General features: G+C 68.3%; 14 protein-coding genes. 3 read left to right on the top strand and 11 right to left on the bottom strand.

Features of this window, described 5'->3' with window-relative positions:
- Positions 1–5 precede the first annotated feature (5 nt).
- The 9 genes from CHB69_RS20170 to CHB69_RS13825 all read right to left on the bottom strand — a co-directional run bounded on the left by CHB69_RS20170 (position 6) and on the right by CHB69_RS13825 (position 8,025).
- Positions 6–161, bottom strand: coding sequence for a hypothetical protein (locus CHB69_RS20170; protein WP_170935563.1), 156 nt, complete (start codon positions 159–161; stop codon positions 6–8).
- Positions 158–1,672 (bottom strand): tail fiber domain-containing protein, encoded by a 1,515-nt coding sequence (locus tag CHB69_RS13860; RefSeq protein ID WP_089216610.1) that lies wholly within the window; start codon positions 1,670–1,672, stop codon positions 158–160. Before CHB69_RS13860 ends, CHB69_RS20170 begins: the two co-directional genes overlap by 4 nt.
- A gap of 303 nt (positions 1,673–1,975) precedes the next feature.
- Positions 1,976–3,115: a phage major capsid protein gene (locus tag CHB69_RS13855; RefSeq protein ID WP_089216609.1), complete on the bottom strand. Its 1,140-nt coding sequence runs from the start codon at positions 3,113–3,115 to the stop codon at positions 1,976–1,978.
- Between the two features lie 137 nt (positions 3,116–3,252).
- Positions 3,253–3,741, bottom strand: a complete 489-nt coding sequence (locus CHB69_RS13850; RefSeq protein WP_425442431.1) for an HK97 family phage prohead protease — start codon at positions 3,739–3,741, stop codon at positions 3,253–3,255.
- A 131-nt stretch (positions 3,742–3,872) separates the two neighbouring features.
- Entirely contained in the window at positions 3,873–4,208 is a 336-nt protein-coding gene (locus CHB69_RS13845) for a DUF6127 family protein (protein WP_089216607.1), read from the bottom strand.
- Between the two features lie 69 nt (positions 4,209–4,277).
- Positions 4,278–5,423, bottom strand: coding sequence for a phage portal protein (locus tag CHB69_RS13840; protein WP_089216606.1), 1,146 nt, complete (start codon positions 5,421–5,423; stop codon positions 4,278–4,280).
- 15 nt (positions 5,424–5,438) lie between these two features.
- On the bottom strand, positions 5,439–6,068 hold the full coding sequence (locus CHB69_RS13835; RefSeq protein ID WP_089216605.1) for an NYN domain-containing protein: 630 nt from the start codon (positions 6,066–6,068) through the stop codon (positions 5,439–5,441).
- A gap of 158 nt (positions 6,069–6,226) precedes the next feature.
- Positions 6,227–7,537 (bottom strand): DNA-packaging protein, encoded by a 1,311-nt coding sequence (locus CHB69_RS13830; RefSeq protein WP_089216604.1) that lies wholly within the window; start codon positions 7,535–7,537, stop codon positions 6,227–6,229.
- Positions 7,534–8,025: a hypothetical protein gene (locus CHB69_RS13825; protein WP_089216603.1), complete on the bottom strand. Its 492-nt coding sequence runs from the start codon at positions 8,023–8,025 to the stop codon at positions 7,534–7,536. The genes CHB69_RS13830 and CHB69_RS13825 overlap by 4 nt, the downstream gene beginning before the upstream one ends.
- 338 nt (positions 8,026–8,363) lie before the next feature.
- Between CHB69_RS13825 and CHB69_RS13820 the strand changes: the two genes are divergently transcribed.
- From CHB69_RS13820 to CHB69_RS13810, 3 genes are all read left to right on the top strand, one after another.
- Positions 8,364–8,942, top strand: a complete 579-nt coding sequence (locus CHB69_RS13820; RefSeq protein WP_089216602.1) for a phosphoribosyltransferase — start codon at positions 8,364–8,366, stop codon at positions 8,940–8,942.
- The gene (locus tag CHB69_RS13815) at positions 8,935–9,960 is read left to right on the top strand and encodes an adenosine deaminase (RefSeq protein ID WP_089216601.1); all 1,026 of its coding nucleotides are present in this window, start codon (positions 8,935–8,937) and stop codon (positions 9,958–9,960) included. Before CHB69_RS13820 ends, CHB69_RS13815 begins: the two co-directional genes overlap by 8 nt.
- 260 nt (positions 9,961–10,220) lie before the next feature.
- Positions 10,221–11,693, top strand: coding sequence for a peroxidase family protein (locus CHB69_RS13810; RefSeq protein WP_089216600.1), 1,473 nt, complete (start codon positions 10,221–10,223; stop codon positions 11,691–11,693).
- A gap of 78 nt (positions 11,694–11,771) precedes the next feature.
- Here the strand turns inward: CHB69_RS13810 and CHB69_RS13805 are convergent, their stop codons facing one another.
- Entirely contained in the window at positions 11,772–13,859 is a 2,088-nt protein-coding gene (locus CHB69_RS13805) for a TonB-dependent receptor plug domain-containing protein (RefSeq protein WP_089216599.1), read from the bottom strand.
- On the bottom strand, positions 13,856–14,602 hold the full coding sequence (locus tag CHB69_RS13800) for a hypothetical protein (protein ID WP_141133990.1): 747 nt from the start codon (positions 14,600–14,602) through the stop codon (positions 13,856–13,858). Before CHB69_RS13800 ends, CHB69_RS13805 begins: the two co-directional genes overlap by 4 nt.
- Positions 14,603–14,684: the final 82 nt, after the last annotated feature.

Below are 14,684 nucleotides of genomic sequence, written 5' to 3'. Positions count from 1 at the left end.
TTTCTTCAGGGTTTGTGCAGCATCAGCCGCCGCACGCGCTCGCGCGGCGGCCGCGCGACGGTCGGGGCGAGGCGCGGATCGGGGCCGCCCCAGCTGCTCGCCAGCTCGCGGCGCGAGGCATCGCCGATCGCCCGCGCCGACAGCGCCGCTCCGCCGATCATGCCGCTGCCTCCAGCGCCGTCAGCCGCGCTTCCTGCGCGGCGATCAGAAACAGCGCCAGCTGGTCGGGGCGGATGCCGAAGCGGTCACCCGCCGCACGGACGATCGCCCCTTCGGCGTCGCGTTCCTCGTCCCATCGGTCGTAGCATAAAAAGGCATAGCGGCTGTCGGGCGGCTCGCCGGGGGCGACCGGCGCGATCAGCCCTTCGTCGGCCATGATCGACCAGACCGCCTGCGCCCGCACGCCGAAGTGATACCGGGCCTTTTCGGCGCCCTTCGTTTCGATCTGTGTCAGCCACTGGAAAAATCCCAGTTCGGCAGCGATGCGCCGGCCGGCGCGCCGCTCGGCCTCTCCGGGCCCACCATGCCACAGCTTTTCACGGACATCGCAGGTATTGATCGTGCCGGTGATGGCATAGACCTGCGCCGGCCGGTTGGCGGCGCCCCCGATGTTGAACGCATTGTCGGTGCCCGGATAAAAGGTGCCCGTCGCGGCCGAGACGCGCCACTCACCGGCGTCGGTGCGTAGAACGAGGTTCGACGAGGCCGCCGAAACGATATTGGTAAAGGTGGTGAACCACCGCGTCCCGCTCGTGCCCAGGTCCTGGCTTGCATTCGCGCCCGGCTGGACCGTGCCGGTCGATGTGATGCGCAGATGTTCGCCAGCGTCGCCGGCGCGGAACACGATGTTTCCCGCGCCCGCGCCGTTGGTCACGGCGATGGTGCCCGTGCCGGAAGCCCCCGAGGTTTCCAGCCGTAACCGGATAAGCCCTGAAGAACCGATCTGGATCGCGCGATTGGCGCCGCCGCTGACCCCGCCGACGACCAGGTCGGCCGGCGCCGTCGTCGTGCCGAGCAACAGCCGGCCGCTCGCGTCGATCCTCGCCTTCTCGGCGCCGCCGGCCGCGAACCCCAGCGCATCGGACGACGGCCGGAACAGGCCGGTATCGGGATCGCCCGAAAAACTGAGCGCGGGTGCCGCTGCGGTCCCTGCCTGCGCGCCGAGCGGACCGGCGAGCTCGTGCCGCCCCGCGTCGCTGAGGTAGGCCATCGCGGCCAGCGGCAGATTGACCCAGCCGCTCGCGCGCCGCACCGTCACCAGGTCGCCCGCCGCCCCCGTCGCCACCGCATCGTGGCTCGTCGACAGCGGCTGCTTGTCCGCGAGCGCGGCGTCCGTCGCCGCTGCGGTCGCATCGCTCGCCGCGAACCAGCCGGCGCCGACGGTCAGCGCGATCGTCTTCAGCCCCGGCGCGAAATCGACGATGGCGCCCCCGGCGCTCGACGCCGCAACGCTGTCGCGCTGCAACCGCCCTTCCGCGTCGATCCGGCCCTGCCCCGTTTCCCACTGATCGGGGCTCGCGATCCCCGCGATCGCATAATGAAAGGGCGTATCCACCGGCACTGCGTCGGCAAAGCGCCGGTGCCCCGGCACTGCGCCGCCCGGCGTCAGCGCCCCGGTCCCGCCCGCCTCGCACAGCTCGCGCACCAGATCGGCAAAGAAAAGCGTCGGCATGGCCAGCCCATCCTTTCGGAAAATACAAAGATGTCGGAAAAAAGCGATCGACGGCCGTGAATTTGGCTCGGGTCCATCGACGGCCGAATCGGTTGCCAATTTCGGTCAGTCCGAGCCGAAAATGGTGACGTCCCGCGACCCGCAGCGCAGCGCAGCGTGCTTCTGCACGTGAGCAGCGGAAAGCGCGGGACGGCGCCATTTGCAGGCCGGAATGGGCGGAATTGGCAGCCGATTCGTTGACGCCCGGCCCTCCCCCGAAAGGGCAGGGAGCGCGGGCCGGGCGCCCTCGCGCGCCAGCGCTGCTTAGCTGGCGGCGAATTTCATCAGCTTGATCGCGTTCGAATCGACAATCGCGCCGCCCACCCTTTTGGTTGCATAGAAATGCACGAAGGGCTTGTTGCTGAACGGATCGCGCAGGATGCGCGTCTCGCCGCGGTCGGCGATCAGGTAACCGGCGCGGAAATTGCCGAAGGCGATTGCCAGGCTGTCGGCGGCGACCGCCGGCATGTCCTCGGCCTCGACCACCGGATAGCCGAGCAGCGTCGCCGCCTGCCCCTCGACCAGCCCCGGCTGCCACAGAAAGGCGCCGTCCGAGGTCTTGAACTTGCGGATGCGCGCCAGCGTATCGCTGTTCATCACCCAGCAGGCGCCCTGCCGATAGGGCGCGCGCAGCGAGTGGACCAGCTCGATCAGCCCGTCCTGCGGGCTCACCGCCGCAAAACCGCCCGACGCGCCGCTCGCGACATATTGCAGCGTCCCGAAGGCGCGGGCCGCATCATCCTCGTCGCTCGCGGCATAGGAGAGAAAGCCCTTGGGCCGGTTCGTCCCGTCACCGTTCACGAAGGCCGCCCCTTCGGCGACCGCGAATTCGCGCGCGATCTCGCCCGTCAGCCAGTCCTCGACGTTGAACATCGCATCGTCGAGCATCGCCTGGCTCGCCGCCGGATTGGCATAAAGCTCGCCCGACGGCGGCGCGATCTCGGCAAAGCTGCGCGTGCCCGTCTCGGGCCGCGCCGCGGTCTCGCCGACCCAGCCCGCCGCGGTCGCGCCGGTCGCGATCAGCTTGCGATAGCCGCTCGTCCCCGTCTGCACGACCGTCGCGATGCTGCGGATCGGCGACAGCGACTTGAGCGTGCCCGCGATCGCCCCGTCGATCTCGCGCGGCACCGCATAGCCGCCCTCGCCGCCGCTCGCCCCCGACAGGCTCTTCATCTCGATCCCCGCGTCGATCCCGCGCCGCAGATAGCGCTCGACAAAGGCACCCGCCGCCGGATCGGCCGCCTTCGCCCCGTCGAGCGGCAGCCGCGACGCCGCGACCGCCTGGCGCTCGACCTGCGCCTTCAGCGCCGCGACCGACGCCTTCAGCTCGTCGACCGCCTCCGCCGCCAGCACCGCGTCGAACGCCCCCTCGAGCGCATCGGCCTTCACTTCGAAATCGTCCATTCGCTTCACTCCTTCCAACAACCCCGGAACCCGGAAAAATTCCGCGCAGAGGCGCAGAGACCGCAGAGCAATGAAAAGGGCGGCAAAGCCGCCCAGATCCACCCTCGCCACCTGTCTCCGCATCGCCGCACAAAGGCTCAAATCCTCGGCGCTCTCTGCGCCTCTGCGCGAATCCTCTCCCTGCCCACGGGCAGGCTCTCCACCGCAATCACCCGCGCCGCCGGCTGCATCGGCATCGCGACCAGGCTCACTTCGGCAAGGTCGAGCGCCAGCAATTCACGCGGGTTCGCCCCCCGCGCGCCGCGCACCCGATATCCGAACGACAGTCCGGTCAGCGCCCCGCGCGCGACCAGCCCCGCCGCGGTCGGATGCGTGACCCGCGCGACGACGCGCAAGCCCCGCGCATCCTCGGCCAGCGTCTCGATCACCCCCACGACCGCTCCCGGCCGATGCTGCCACAGCAAAGGCACCACGCGGCGCTCGCGCAAACTCGCCGCAAAGGCCCCGCTGCGCACGACATCGCCGCCGCGGTCGACGCTGTCGAACACCGAGACATAGCCCGCAAAGCGAACCGCAAGGGGTTCACGCGGAGACGCGGAGGCGCGGAGATTGAAAAAGGGCGGCAAAGCCGCCCCTTCGCTTTCCGCCATCACAGCCTTGAATGATTGCAGGTTGGGAGGCGAACCTGGGCGCATCGGGCCGTCTCTCCGCGTCTCCGCGTCTCCGCGTGAACCCTTTTCAAGCCGAGCCGCCGTTCTCACTTGAGCAGCCCCGGCAGCCCCAGCTTAACCGCCAGCCCGACGACGACCAGCGCGAGCGCGCCCCGCACCGCCCAGTCGACCACCGCCGCCCACACGCTCTTCTTCGCATCGCGCCACGCGCCGAGCAGCTGGCGCAAGTCGCCGATGTCGTCGCGCGCCGCTTCGTCGGCGAGCCCCAGCCGCGCGAGCGCCCGCCGCGCCCCCAGCTCGCTCGCCTCCTCGACGACCGCGCGCAACAGCGCCGCATCGGCCGTGCCGGCCGCGCCGGCCGCGCCGGCCGCACTCGTCCCCGCCAGCGCGACCAACCGCGCCAGCGCCTCTTCCTCGTCCATGTCGATTTCCTTTCGTCATCCCGGACTTGATCCGGGATCCACAGCGGCGCCGAAGTCGTGGAACCCGGATCAAGTCCGGGTTGACGAGGGTGGCTGAAAGTCCACCCCCAACAGCGCCTTCTTCTCCTCGGCCGTCAGCCAGTCGGCCCCCGACACCTCGCGCCACAGCGCCATCCGGTCCTCGGCGAGCGCCGGCACCCGGTCGAGATCGACGCGCAGCGCCGCATCCTCGAACCAGCCCGAAAGCCCCTGCGAAATCGCCCCCAAAATCTTCGCGCACAAGGGCAGCACGGTCAGCCGCCACAGCGCGCGATTGGCCTCGCGATAATTGGCATAGGTCGCATCCCCCGGCAGCCCGAGCAGCATCGGCGGCACCCCGAACGCCATGGCGATTTCGCGCGCCGCGCTATGCTTCAGCTCCAGAAAGTCCATCTCGGCGGGCGACAGCGACAGCGCCTGCCACTTGAGCCCGCCTTCGAGCAGCAACGGCCGTCCCGCATTCGCGCCGCCCGCAAAACTCTCGGCCAGCTCCTCGCGCAGCCGGTCGACCTGCTCGGCCGACAGCGGCATCCCCTTGTCGCCCGGATCGTGGACGAGCGCCCCCGACGGCCGCGCCGCATTCTCCAGCAGCGCCGCATTCCACGCCGCCGCCGCATTATGCGCCGCGATCGCGCCCGCCGCCGCGCCCAGGCACCCCGCGCCATAATGATCGTCCAGGGGATGCAGCGCCTTCACATGAACCACCGCCACGCGCCCCGCGCCATCCTCGGCCGGCAGCACCGCCACGCTACCGCCAGCTTTATAGCGATAGGCGACCGGCCACCCGCGCGCGTCGGCCTCCACGGTCACCCGCCCGGGCCGCAGCGCAAACAGCTCGGCCGGCGCCCCCGCGCCGTCGGCCAAAATCTGCACATAGCCATTGCCGTGGAGCAGCAGCTGCGACGCCAGCGTCTCGACCAGCCCCTGCCCGCCCGACGTCGCCTGAACGAGCCGCAGCAAAGCCGGATCGCTCGCCGCGAGCGGCGCCGACCCCGCCGCCTCGGCTATGAGCCGCACGGCACGCTGCACGATCGCATTGCCCAAATAACCGGCGCGCACCTGCGCCTCCCACGACAGCGGCGCGGGCACGCTCCCCATGATCCCATATGTCCCATACACACGCGACAAAGCAGGCCGCGCAGCCCCCTGCGCAGCCTTGCGGCCAAACCAGTCCATGATGTTCTCCTGAAATTACGGAGCAGATTTCGGACGATAATCCCGCTTATCGAGACATTGATCATAAAGCTGGCGGTCCAGCTTTATCCAATCGGTCTTATCGATCCCCCTGACTCGAAATGCAGGACTATGCGGAAAGGCCGATGCGACCTTGATCCAGCGATCCTGCTCTTTGGCGATCAGGCGGATTTCATCGGCTACCTCGGTCAGATCCTGATCTCGACAGAATAATATGGCTACGTCGAACTCTCTTTTCAGCGCGAGCCGTATCACGTCGAGCGAAATTCGAACGTCGATTCCCTTCTCATCGCCATCGAGAAATGAATGCTCGGTTCCGTCTGGCAGTCTTACAATCTTGTTTCGATATCTCAGCGGCCGCGTAAATACATATACGCCTTCCCGACCCATCTGCGCTGCTTTGGCGTTCCAAAAATGGTTCCAGAAGGGTTTGTCGGCGGCGTCGGGGACGCCAGTATAGAATCTCGTCTGTTGCAACTGCCAACCGTGGTCCGCGCATACACGTGCGGCCAGCAGTTTCGGATTGAAGTTCGGCCATGTGTAACCGAACGCCTGCTTCGCCGAATGGAAAAGATTTTGGCCGTCAAAGAAGGCGACGGCGCGAATCAACGGTAATTGATCGGTCATCAACGGAACATGTCAGGAACATTGCAATTTGCAAAGGCCCAAAATGAATAACCCCGCCGGAGGCCTATCGGCGTGTCCGACGGGGAAGAAGTTGATGAGCGTGAAATAGGAGATGTCCTATTAACGTCAAGTGAAAAAATATCCCGTCGGGATAATTCCTACACCACCCGCACCCCCGGCTCCCGTCCCTTCCGCACCCCCTCCAGCAACTCCGCCAGCGCCCATACGCACGCGTCGCCGCGGTCGGGCGACCTTCCCGGACCCGCATAGCCGCCGCCCGTCTGGAACCCGCAAAGCTGGTCTTCCAGCGCCGCGAACACCCCCGCATGCACCACCTGCCCGCGCTCATAGGCCAGCGCCACCGGCTCCGCGCGGCGCGCCTTGCCGACGCTCGCATGGACCGCGCGCACCGGCAGCGTCACATCGGCCTGCGCCAGCGTGCCCGCGACCATTTCGCCGCCCATATTGCTTTCGGCGACCACCCGGTCGGCGCCCCAGCGCGCCGCGGCGGCGGCGACCGCCTGCGCCCAGACGAGCGGCGGTGCCTTCGCGACGCTCGCATCCTCGACCACCGCGATCCGGCGATCGCGCAGCAGCGCCGCGACGACGATCCCGCACGCATCGCCGCCGCTCGTCGCCGGCGGATCGACGCCGATCACGACGCGCACCGGCTTGCCGACCGCATCGGCACCGGCCCGGCACCGCTCGATCAGCGCGCGCGTCCACAGCGCGCCCTCGACATCCTCGAGCATCGCGCCGTCGAGTTCCTGCCGCCCCAGCCGCGTCCCGCCGTAAATCCGCTGCATCGCCGCGAGCCACGGCCCCGACAGGTTGAACCGGTTCGCGCCCGTCGCCCCGCCGGTCGGAACGACGCCCGCTTCCTTCATCAGCCGCCGCACCAGCGGCACCGCGCGCGGTGTCGTCGTCGCGACGACGCGCGGCGCGTGGCCGATCCGCATCGTCAGCATCAGATTGTCCCACGCCGCCTCGCCGTGCGGCCATTTGGCGATTTCGTCGCACCATGCCGCGCCATGTTCGGGGCCGCGCAGGCTCTCGGGCTCGGCCGCCGAAAACAGCGTCGCCACCGCGCCGTTCGCCCAGGTCAGCCGCCTCAGGCTGCTTTCATAGGCCGGGCGCGCCCAGCTCGGCGCGATCGCCAGCAGCCCGCTTTCGCCCTCGACCATCACCTGCCGCGCCTCGTGCAGCGACGCGGCGACCAGCGCGATCCGCGCCCCCGGCGTCGTCTCGGCGAGTTCGCGCACCCATTCGGCCCCCGTGCGCGTCTTGCCGAAGCCGCGCCCCGCGAGGAGCAGCCACACGCGCCAGTCGCCAGCGGGCGGCCGCTGGTCGCCGCGCCGCCAGAAATCCCAGTCGGTCCGCCATTTCTCGGCCTGTTCGTCGCTCAGCCGCCGCAACCATGCGTCGAGATCCCGGGGCGGTCCCTCCGCCCAATCGATCGCGCGCTTCAAAATCCGTCGTCCCCATCATCATCGGCGCCCGACGCGCGCTCCTCCTGCACCCGCGCCTGCATCGCGCGCAGCTTCGCCGCGAGCCGCGCCTTGGCGTTCCCGGCCCCGCCCGTCGCTGCCGCCGCCGGCGTCGGCATATTGCCGCGCACCGCGGCGCGATGCGCGGCAAGCAACGACAGGCCGAGCCGATATTTCTGCGCGCGCGACTTCAGCGTCGCCTCCTTCACATTGCCGTTCGGCGTGACCAGCGCTTCGGACAGAAGCTCGGCCTCCAGCCGCGCATAGCCCTCGCACAATGCCGCGAGCCAGCGCTTGGCGAAGGCAGCGTTGCGCCGCCGCTCGCGGTACATCGCGTTGGCCGAAACGCCCGCCGCGCGTGCCGAGGCCGCGACGTTCGAGCTCGCAGCGAGTTCGTCGAGAAAGACATCCATCTGCGCCCGGCCGGGACGCCCCGCCCGCTCGGCGCGATTCGGCTTCGTGCGCCGCATCCCGCATCCTCCAAAAGCAATCGGGCCGCACGCCCCACGGCGCCGGCCCGACTCGCAATTCTTCATGATGCGTTGCTTGTGCCATATCAGCGTTACGATGTCAATAGAAAATAACCTATATGGTTATCAAAGATCCAATCGAACGACAACTGGCCTCCCCTCCCGCTTGCGGGAGGGGCAGCGAGGCTTGCGAGCTTGCTCGCTAGCCGCAGCGGGGTGGGTCATTGCGCCGTCGCTGCCCACCCCCGACCCCTCCCGCAAGCGGGAGGGGAGAAGGAATGACCGCGTCCGCCCCCACCCGCCTTGCCCGCCCCCGCCCCTGCGGTTAGACCTCGCCCATGAGCGACGAGAAAATCTTCATCAGCGCGAACGAACTGCTCGCCGATTCGATGCGGCTCGGGCGGCAGGTGCTCGACAGCGGCTTCGCGCCGACGCATCTCGTCGGCATCTGGCGCGGCGGCGCGCCGGTCGGCATCGCGGTGCAGGAGCTGCTCGACTATCATGGCGTGCCCTGCGACCATATCGCGATCCGCACCTCCTCCTACCACGGCATCGACCGGCAGGACCCGCAGGTGAAGGTGTTCGCATTGGGCTACCTCATCGACACGCTGAACCCCGACGACCGCCTGCTGCTGATCGACGACGTCTTCGATTCGGGGCGCAGCATCCGCGCCTTCCTCGCCGAGCTAAAGGCACGCTGCCGCTACAACATGCCGCGCGACATCCGCATCGCTACCGTCTGGTACAAGCCGCGCCGCAACGTCACCGACCTCGTGCCCGACTATTTCGTCCACGAAACCGACCGCTGGCTGATCTTCCCGCACGAGATCGACGGACTCACCGCCGACGAAATCCGCCGCCACAAGCCCGAGGCGGCGATCATCCTCGGCGAAGAGGCGGCGCGCACCGATGGCTGACGGCTTCGCCTCGCCCGCCGAGCGCGCCGCCTTCATCGCCGCGCTCCCCAAGGCCGAGCTGCACCTTCATATCGAAGGCTCGCTCGAGCCCGAGCTGATGTTCGCGCTTGCGCGCCGCAACGGCGTCGCCATCCCCTTCGCCTCGGTCGAGGAGGTGCGCGCCGCCTATGCCTTTTCGAACCTCCAGGATTTCCTCGACATCTATTATCAGGGGATGGGCGTCCTCCAGACCGAGCAGGATTTCCACGACCTCACCGCCGCCTATCTCGACCGCGCCCGCGCCGACAATGTCCGCCACGCCGAAATCTTCTTCGACCCGCAGGGTCACACCGCGCGCGGCGTCGCCTTCGGCACCGTCATCGCGGGCATCACCCGCGCGCTCGACGACGCGCGCGAACGCCACGGCATCACGTCGAAGCTCATCCTCTGCTTCCTCCGCCATCTGAGCGAAGAAGAGGCCGAAGCGACGCTCGACGAAGCGCTGCCATGGCTCGACCGCATCGCCGGCGTCGGGCTCGATTCGTCCGAAGTCGGTCATCCGCCGTCGAAATTCGCGCGCGTCTTCGCGCGCGCCCGCAGCCTCGGGCTCAAACTCGTCGCGCACGCAGGCGAGGAAGGCCCGCCCGAATACGTCCGCGAAGCGCTCGACGTGCTGAAGGTCGACCGCATCGACCATGGCAACCGCAGCCTCGAAGACCCCGCGCTCGTCGCGCGCCTCGCGTCCGAAGGGGTGTGCCTCACCGTCTGCCCGCTCTCGAACGTCAGGCTCTGCGTCGTCGGCGCCATCGCCGACCATCCCCTGAGGGCGATGCTCGACGCCGGCCTCCACGCCACCGTCAACTCCGACGATCCCAGCTATTTCGGCGGTTACGTAAACGCCAATTACCAGGCGGTCGCCGACGCGCTCGACCTGTCGCGCGCCGAGTTGGTCGAGCTCGCGTGCAACGGCTTCACCGGTTCCTTCCTCGACGCCGAAGAACAGGCGCCGCACCTCGCCGCAATCGACGCTCTCGCCTGAGGGGCGCCGCGCCTTCGCTAAGGCGAATTTAACCTGTCGAGCCGTGCGAACGCTGCGGCAAACCGCAGCGTGATGACGCATTGATGCTATCCGGGCCGCCGGACGCGGCGTAATTTTCCGCCCCAGGGTTTGCCAAAAAATCGGCATCGTCTTTCCGCCCGGCCCGCGAACGGTCGCCGGCGGCCGACCGGTGCTGCGCCTGTGTCCGTTTCAACCCGACAAGCCGCCCGCGGATCAGCGTCCGCGGCGAAGGAGAAGCCATGCCTACGCATCATGGAATGAAGCACTTCACCGGGCTGCACCATCTGTGCGAGCACAGCGTCAACCGCGCCGACCGCTTCGGGCGGATGTTCCCCCACGCGCCGCCGCTCTATGTCGATCCGCGCGACCTTGCGGCGATCGCCGACAAGAACGGCCCGATGAAATCGACCGGCCCGGCGAAGAAGACGAGCGGCATTCCCGTCGGTCACATCTTCTTCGGCCAGTTCATCGACCACGACATCACGCTCGACCTGACGAGCAGCTTCGCCCGGCTCGATCCGGCCGAGGCGACGATCAATTTCCGCACCCCGACGCTCGACCTCGACAGCATCTACGGCGACGGCCCCGACGGCTCGCCCTATCTCTACCACAATGTCGCGGGGGGCGGCGCGGGCAGCGAATATAATGGGGTCAAGATCCTCACCGGCGCCGACATGCCCGGCGCCACGGCGCTTGCCGCGCAGGATCTCGCGCGCTCGGCGCACGGCCGCGCGATCATCGGCGATCCGCGCAACGACGAGAACCGCGTCATCTCGCAGATGCAGCTCGGATTCATCCGCTTCCACAACCGCGTCGCCGAAACGCTCCATGCCAAGGGGCTCGCGGGGCACGATCTGTTCGAGCAATGCCGCCGCACGGTGACGTGGCATTATCACTGGGTCGTGGTGAATGATTTTCTGCGCGCGATGGTCGGCGCGCCGCTGCTCGCCGACATTTTTGCGGGCGGCCGCAAAATCTATCGCCCCGACGATTGTCCTTTCGGAGAGGAGGCCGGGCCCGACCCCTTCATCCCCGTCGAATTCGCGGTCGCGGGCTTCCGCTTCGGCCATTCGATGATCCCGCAGCGGATTCAGGTCCAGGCCGGCAAGCCCGCGCTCGACGTCTTCGGCGCGACGCTCGGCTTCGGCTTCAGCCCACTCGGCGACGCCAAGGCGGTGGTCGAATGGCCGCAGCTGCTCGATCTCGGCAGCGCCAGCACCGACCGCGCCGACAAGCTCGATACCAAGCTCGCCGCCGACCTGCTCGACCTGCCCTTCGTCGGCGCCGGCGACGTCAAGTCGCTCGCGCTGCGCAACCTCTTGCGTGGACAGGCCTTCCGCCTGCCGTCGGGCGAATATGTCGCGCACGCATGCGACCGGCCGGCGAACGAGATCGCCAAGGTGACGAACAAGGCGCAGGCGCTTGCCGCCGCGGCGAGCCCGCCGGCGACGCTGGCGGGCGCGACGCCGCTCTGGCTCTATATCCTGACCGAAGCCGCCGAGATCGGACGCGAGACGAGCCCGGGCACTTTCGACAAGGGCGAGGGGCTCGGCCCCGTCGGCGGGCGCATCGTCGCCGAAACGATCATCGGGCTGCTCGAACTCGACGACCGCGCGTGGCTCGGCAGCAACCGCGCCTGGTCGCCCGCGCTCGCCGACGACAAGCTCGGTCCGAACGGCGTCTTCACCCTGCTCGACCTGCTGACCTTCTAAGGGGGCGGTCAACGCCGCCCCGCCGGGCCTTTCGGCCCCGGCGGGGCGTGCGCGCCCGTCGCCCTTGGGGTCAGGACCCTAGAATTTCCCTCGCACCGAAAAGGCGAAGATCGGCCCGATCAGCCGGTCGCGGCTTTCGTGGAACAGCACCGCACTCGCGCCGCGCACCCCTTCGTAAACCGTCCGCTCGCGCCGCGACCGCGCATTGATCGCATTGGCGAAGGTCGCGCGCACCGTCAGCCCCATCACATCCTTGTTCTCGACGAAAATCGAAGCAAAAACAGGTCCTTCCCACGTCCGGTTGGCTTCGTTGCGGCGATAGTTCGGCTGATAATGGCCGTAATCGGCCGCGACGCCCCACGCCCAGTCGCTCGCGGGAATGTCGTGCCGCAACGAGAAGTTGGCCGACTGGTCCTCGAATCCGCTCCACGACCTTTTCTCGCCCGTGAAGGGGTCGATCAGGCTCGATGTCTCCAGATCGACGCTCGCGTCGATCTTCATTCCCTTCAGCCCGGCGGGGTCGAGGTTGATCGTCGCCGACACCACGACCGCCGCCGCCGACGCCTTGGGGATATTGCCGACCGATTCGCCGCCCGCCACCGGCACGATATCGACGAAATCCTCGGCATCGACATAGACGAGCTGGACCTTGGTCGACCCCCATTTGCCGAGCGACATGTTCGCCTCGAACTCATAGCGCCAGTCCTGCTGCGGCCTCAGCTCGTTGTTGCCGCTGTTGTTGTTGCCGTCGCCCAGAAAGGCGCGCGCGAGAAAGTCGTAGAAATCGAGCTGCTGCACCTCGCGCTTGATCTTCAGCGACAGGTCGATCCCCGTCTCGGGCGTCCACGCGAGCGTCAGCGATCCCTTGGGCCGGAAGAAGCTGCGTTCGAGCCCGTTCATGCCGGTCTGGGTCAGCGTCGAATATTCGGCGCCGCCGACCAGCTGGACCGACAGGTTCGGCGCGAGCGTGCGCCCGAAGCTCAACAGCGATTCATAGCGATCCTCGCTCACCCCGCCGGTGCCCTCGGGGAAAGGCAGCTCGACGAAATCGCCCGCGGGGTCCAGCGTATAGAGCCGCGCGACATTGCCCAGCCTGTTGAACGCCGCCTCGGCGGACCATTGCCAGTCGCCGCCCAGCATCTTCCACTGATATTCGCCGCGCCCGATCGTCTCGCCGACGTCGCCGACCTGCGTAAAGCGGTCGCCGGTCGCTGGCGAGCCGTCGACGGGCGCGAGCACCACTTCCTGCGAATAGGGCTCGTGGCTGAAGCTGCGCAAGGCGATCAGCTTCAGCTTGCCGGGGCCGAGCGCGAACTGGAAATCGCCGCTCAGCTCGTAATTCCATGTATCCTCGGTCGTGCGGATCGTGCGGACGCGGTCGGGACCCGTGGGCGACGTCCAATAGCCATCCTCGTCATAATGATACCATTCACGCTGATAATGCGCCCCCAGATGGCCGATCGCCGCGCCCGCCGGGTCCCAGGTCAGCCGCCCCGACAGCTTGGGGGTGTCGTAATGCGTGTTCCAGATATCCTTGCGCCGCTCGATGACGGTCCCCGCGCCATCGGTGATCACCGTGCCCCCGCCCGCGCCGCTGCGCGAGCTGTTGTCGTTGCTCAGCCCCACCTCATATTCGATGTCGCCCTTGCGCCCCGAAACCGAAATGTCGCCGCGGGTGAAAAGCGGATCGGTATAGTGCGGGCGGAACTCGGGCTTCCACGAAAACTGGCCGGAGAAATTGTCGGCGCGAAAGACCACATTCGCGACCTGCCCCGACAATCCCGGCAGATCGAGCGTCGCGCCGTCGACGATCTCGATCCGCTCGACCGCCGTCGCGGGGATGCGCGTCAGCAGCGTGTCGATGCTGTCGGCCTTGGTCGAAGGGCGCGCGCCATTGAACAGCACATTGCCCGTCGCCTGCCCCAGCCCGCGCACTTCGTCGCTGTCGCGGATCGAAAAGCCGGGCACCTGCACCAGCATGTCGCGCGCGTTCTTGGGCGCATAGCGCGCGAAATCGGCGGGAACATAGACCTGCCCCCTCGCGCCGGTCGTCGTCGCGGCCTCGCCGTCCGAGGGCGGCGGCGCGTCGCCCGTCGATTCCTGGGCAAGGAGGGGAGCGGCCGAAAGCGAAAGGGCAATCGCGATCAGGCTGGCGGCTCGCTTCACCGGCCGCCCTCCGACGCTTCGTTCATCCGCCGCGCATAGTCGCCGGTGACGCCGAGCGCCTTCATCGCGACAATGTCCTCGGCCGACAGGTCGTCATAGCCCGCATCCGCAAGCTCGCGGACATAGGCGGGGTCGATCCCGAGCGCGCGGCACGCGACCGCGTCGTCGATCGACGCGAGCGTCATCGGCGCCGCGCGCAACGCGCGGACATAGGCGGGCGTCACGTTTAGCGCTGCGGCTGCAATCAGATCGTCGCCCTCCTCGGGCCGCACCCCCGCCGCAGTCAGCCCGTCGGCAAGCTCGATCGTCGCATCGACGAGCAGCATCGCGAGCAGGTCGCGGCGCCGCTCGGGCGCCAGTCCGCGCGCCGCAAGCGCCTTCTCGAAACCGGGATCGGAGGTGAAGCGGCAATCGCCGTCGCCCTCGTAGCGCCGCGACAGGCGGCCACTGCAATCGAGCGTCCCCGCTTCGTGCATGACCGCAAAGGAAACCGGGCCGGCGCCGCCGCCGAGCAGCTGCTTCGCGGCGTCGGTTTCGGGCCGCGACCCGTCGAGCGCCAATGTGCTGCTCGAATTCTCGCGGCGCACCCGCAACCGCGGCTCGTCGCCCGCGCCGCGATCGGGCGGCAATATGTCCCAGCGGATATCGGTGAGCGTCAGCGGCGCGCCGGCCGGCTGCATCGGCGCGGCGGTGGCGAGGGCGGACAACATTGCCAGGCCAGTGGTTACGATCAGGGCTTTCATGGCATATCTCCTCGGGGCCGCGGAGCACGGGCGAGCGCCATCGCTCGCCGCCTCGCGCGGCGTTTCGGTTCATTCGTCAGGC

Origin of the sequence: Sphingopyxis indica, from assembly GCF_900188185.1 — a bacterium.
Taxonomy (GTDB): Bacteria; Pseudomonadota; Alphaproteobacteria; order Sphingomonadales; family Sphingomonadaceae; genus Sphingopyxis; species Sphingopyxis indica.
Note: the sequence above shows the minus strand (reverse complement) of the source record. Positions and strands in the feature narration are given on the sequence as shown.

Coding starts and splice junctions, on each gene's coding strand:
- CHB69_RS13825 (WP_089216603.1), bottom strand. CDS start 8,025: ATGCGGCGCACGAAGCCGAATCGCGCCGAGCGGGCGGGGCGTCCCGGC.
- CHB69_RS13845 (WP_089216607.1), bottom strand. CDS start 4,208: ATGGACGAGGAAGAGGCGCTGGCGCGGTTGGTCGCGCTGGCGGGGACG.
- CHB69_RS13815 (WP_089216601.1), top strand. CDS start 8,935: ATGGCTGACGGCTTCGCCTCGCCCGCCGAGCGCGCCGCCTTCATCGCC.
- CHB69_RS13840 (WP_089216606.1), bottom strand. CDS start 5,423: ATGGACTGGTTTGGCCGCAAGGCTGCGCAGGGGGCTGCGCGGCCTGCT.
- CHB69_RS20170 (WP_170935563.1), bottom strand. CDS start 161: ATGATCGGCGGAGCGGCGCTGTCGGCGCGGGCGATCGGCGATGCCTCG.
- CHB69_RS13855 (WP_089216609.1), bottom strand. CDS start 3,115: ATGGACGATTTCGAAGTGAAGGCCGATGCGCTCGAGGGGGCGTTCGAC.
- CHB69_RS13860 (WP_089216610.1), bottom strand. CDS start 1,672: ATGCCGACGCTTTTCTTTGCCGATCTGGTGCGCGAGCTGTGCGAGGCG.
- CHB69_RS13800 (WP_141133990.1), bottom strand. CDS start 14,602: ATGAAAGCCCTGATCGTAACCACTGGCCTGGCAATGTTGTCCGCCCTC.
- CHB69_RS13810 (WP_089216600.1), top strand. CDS start 10,221: ATGCCTACGCATCATGGAATGAAGCACTTCACCGGGCTGCACCATCTG.
- CHB69_RS13820 (WP_089216602.1), top strand. CDS start 8,364: ATGAGCGACGAGAAAATCTTCATCAGCGCGAACGAACTGCTCGCCGAT.
- CHB69_RS13835 (WP_089216605.1), bottom strand. CDS start 6,068: ATGACCGATCAATTACCGTTGATTCGCGCCGTCGCCTTCTTTGACGGC.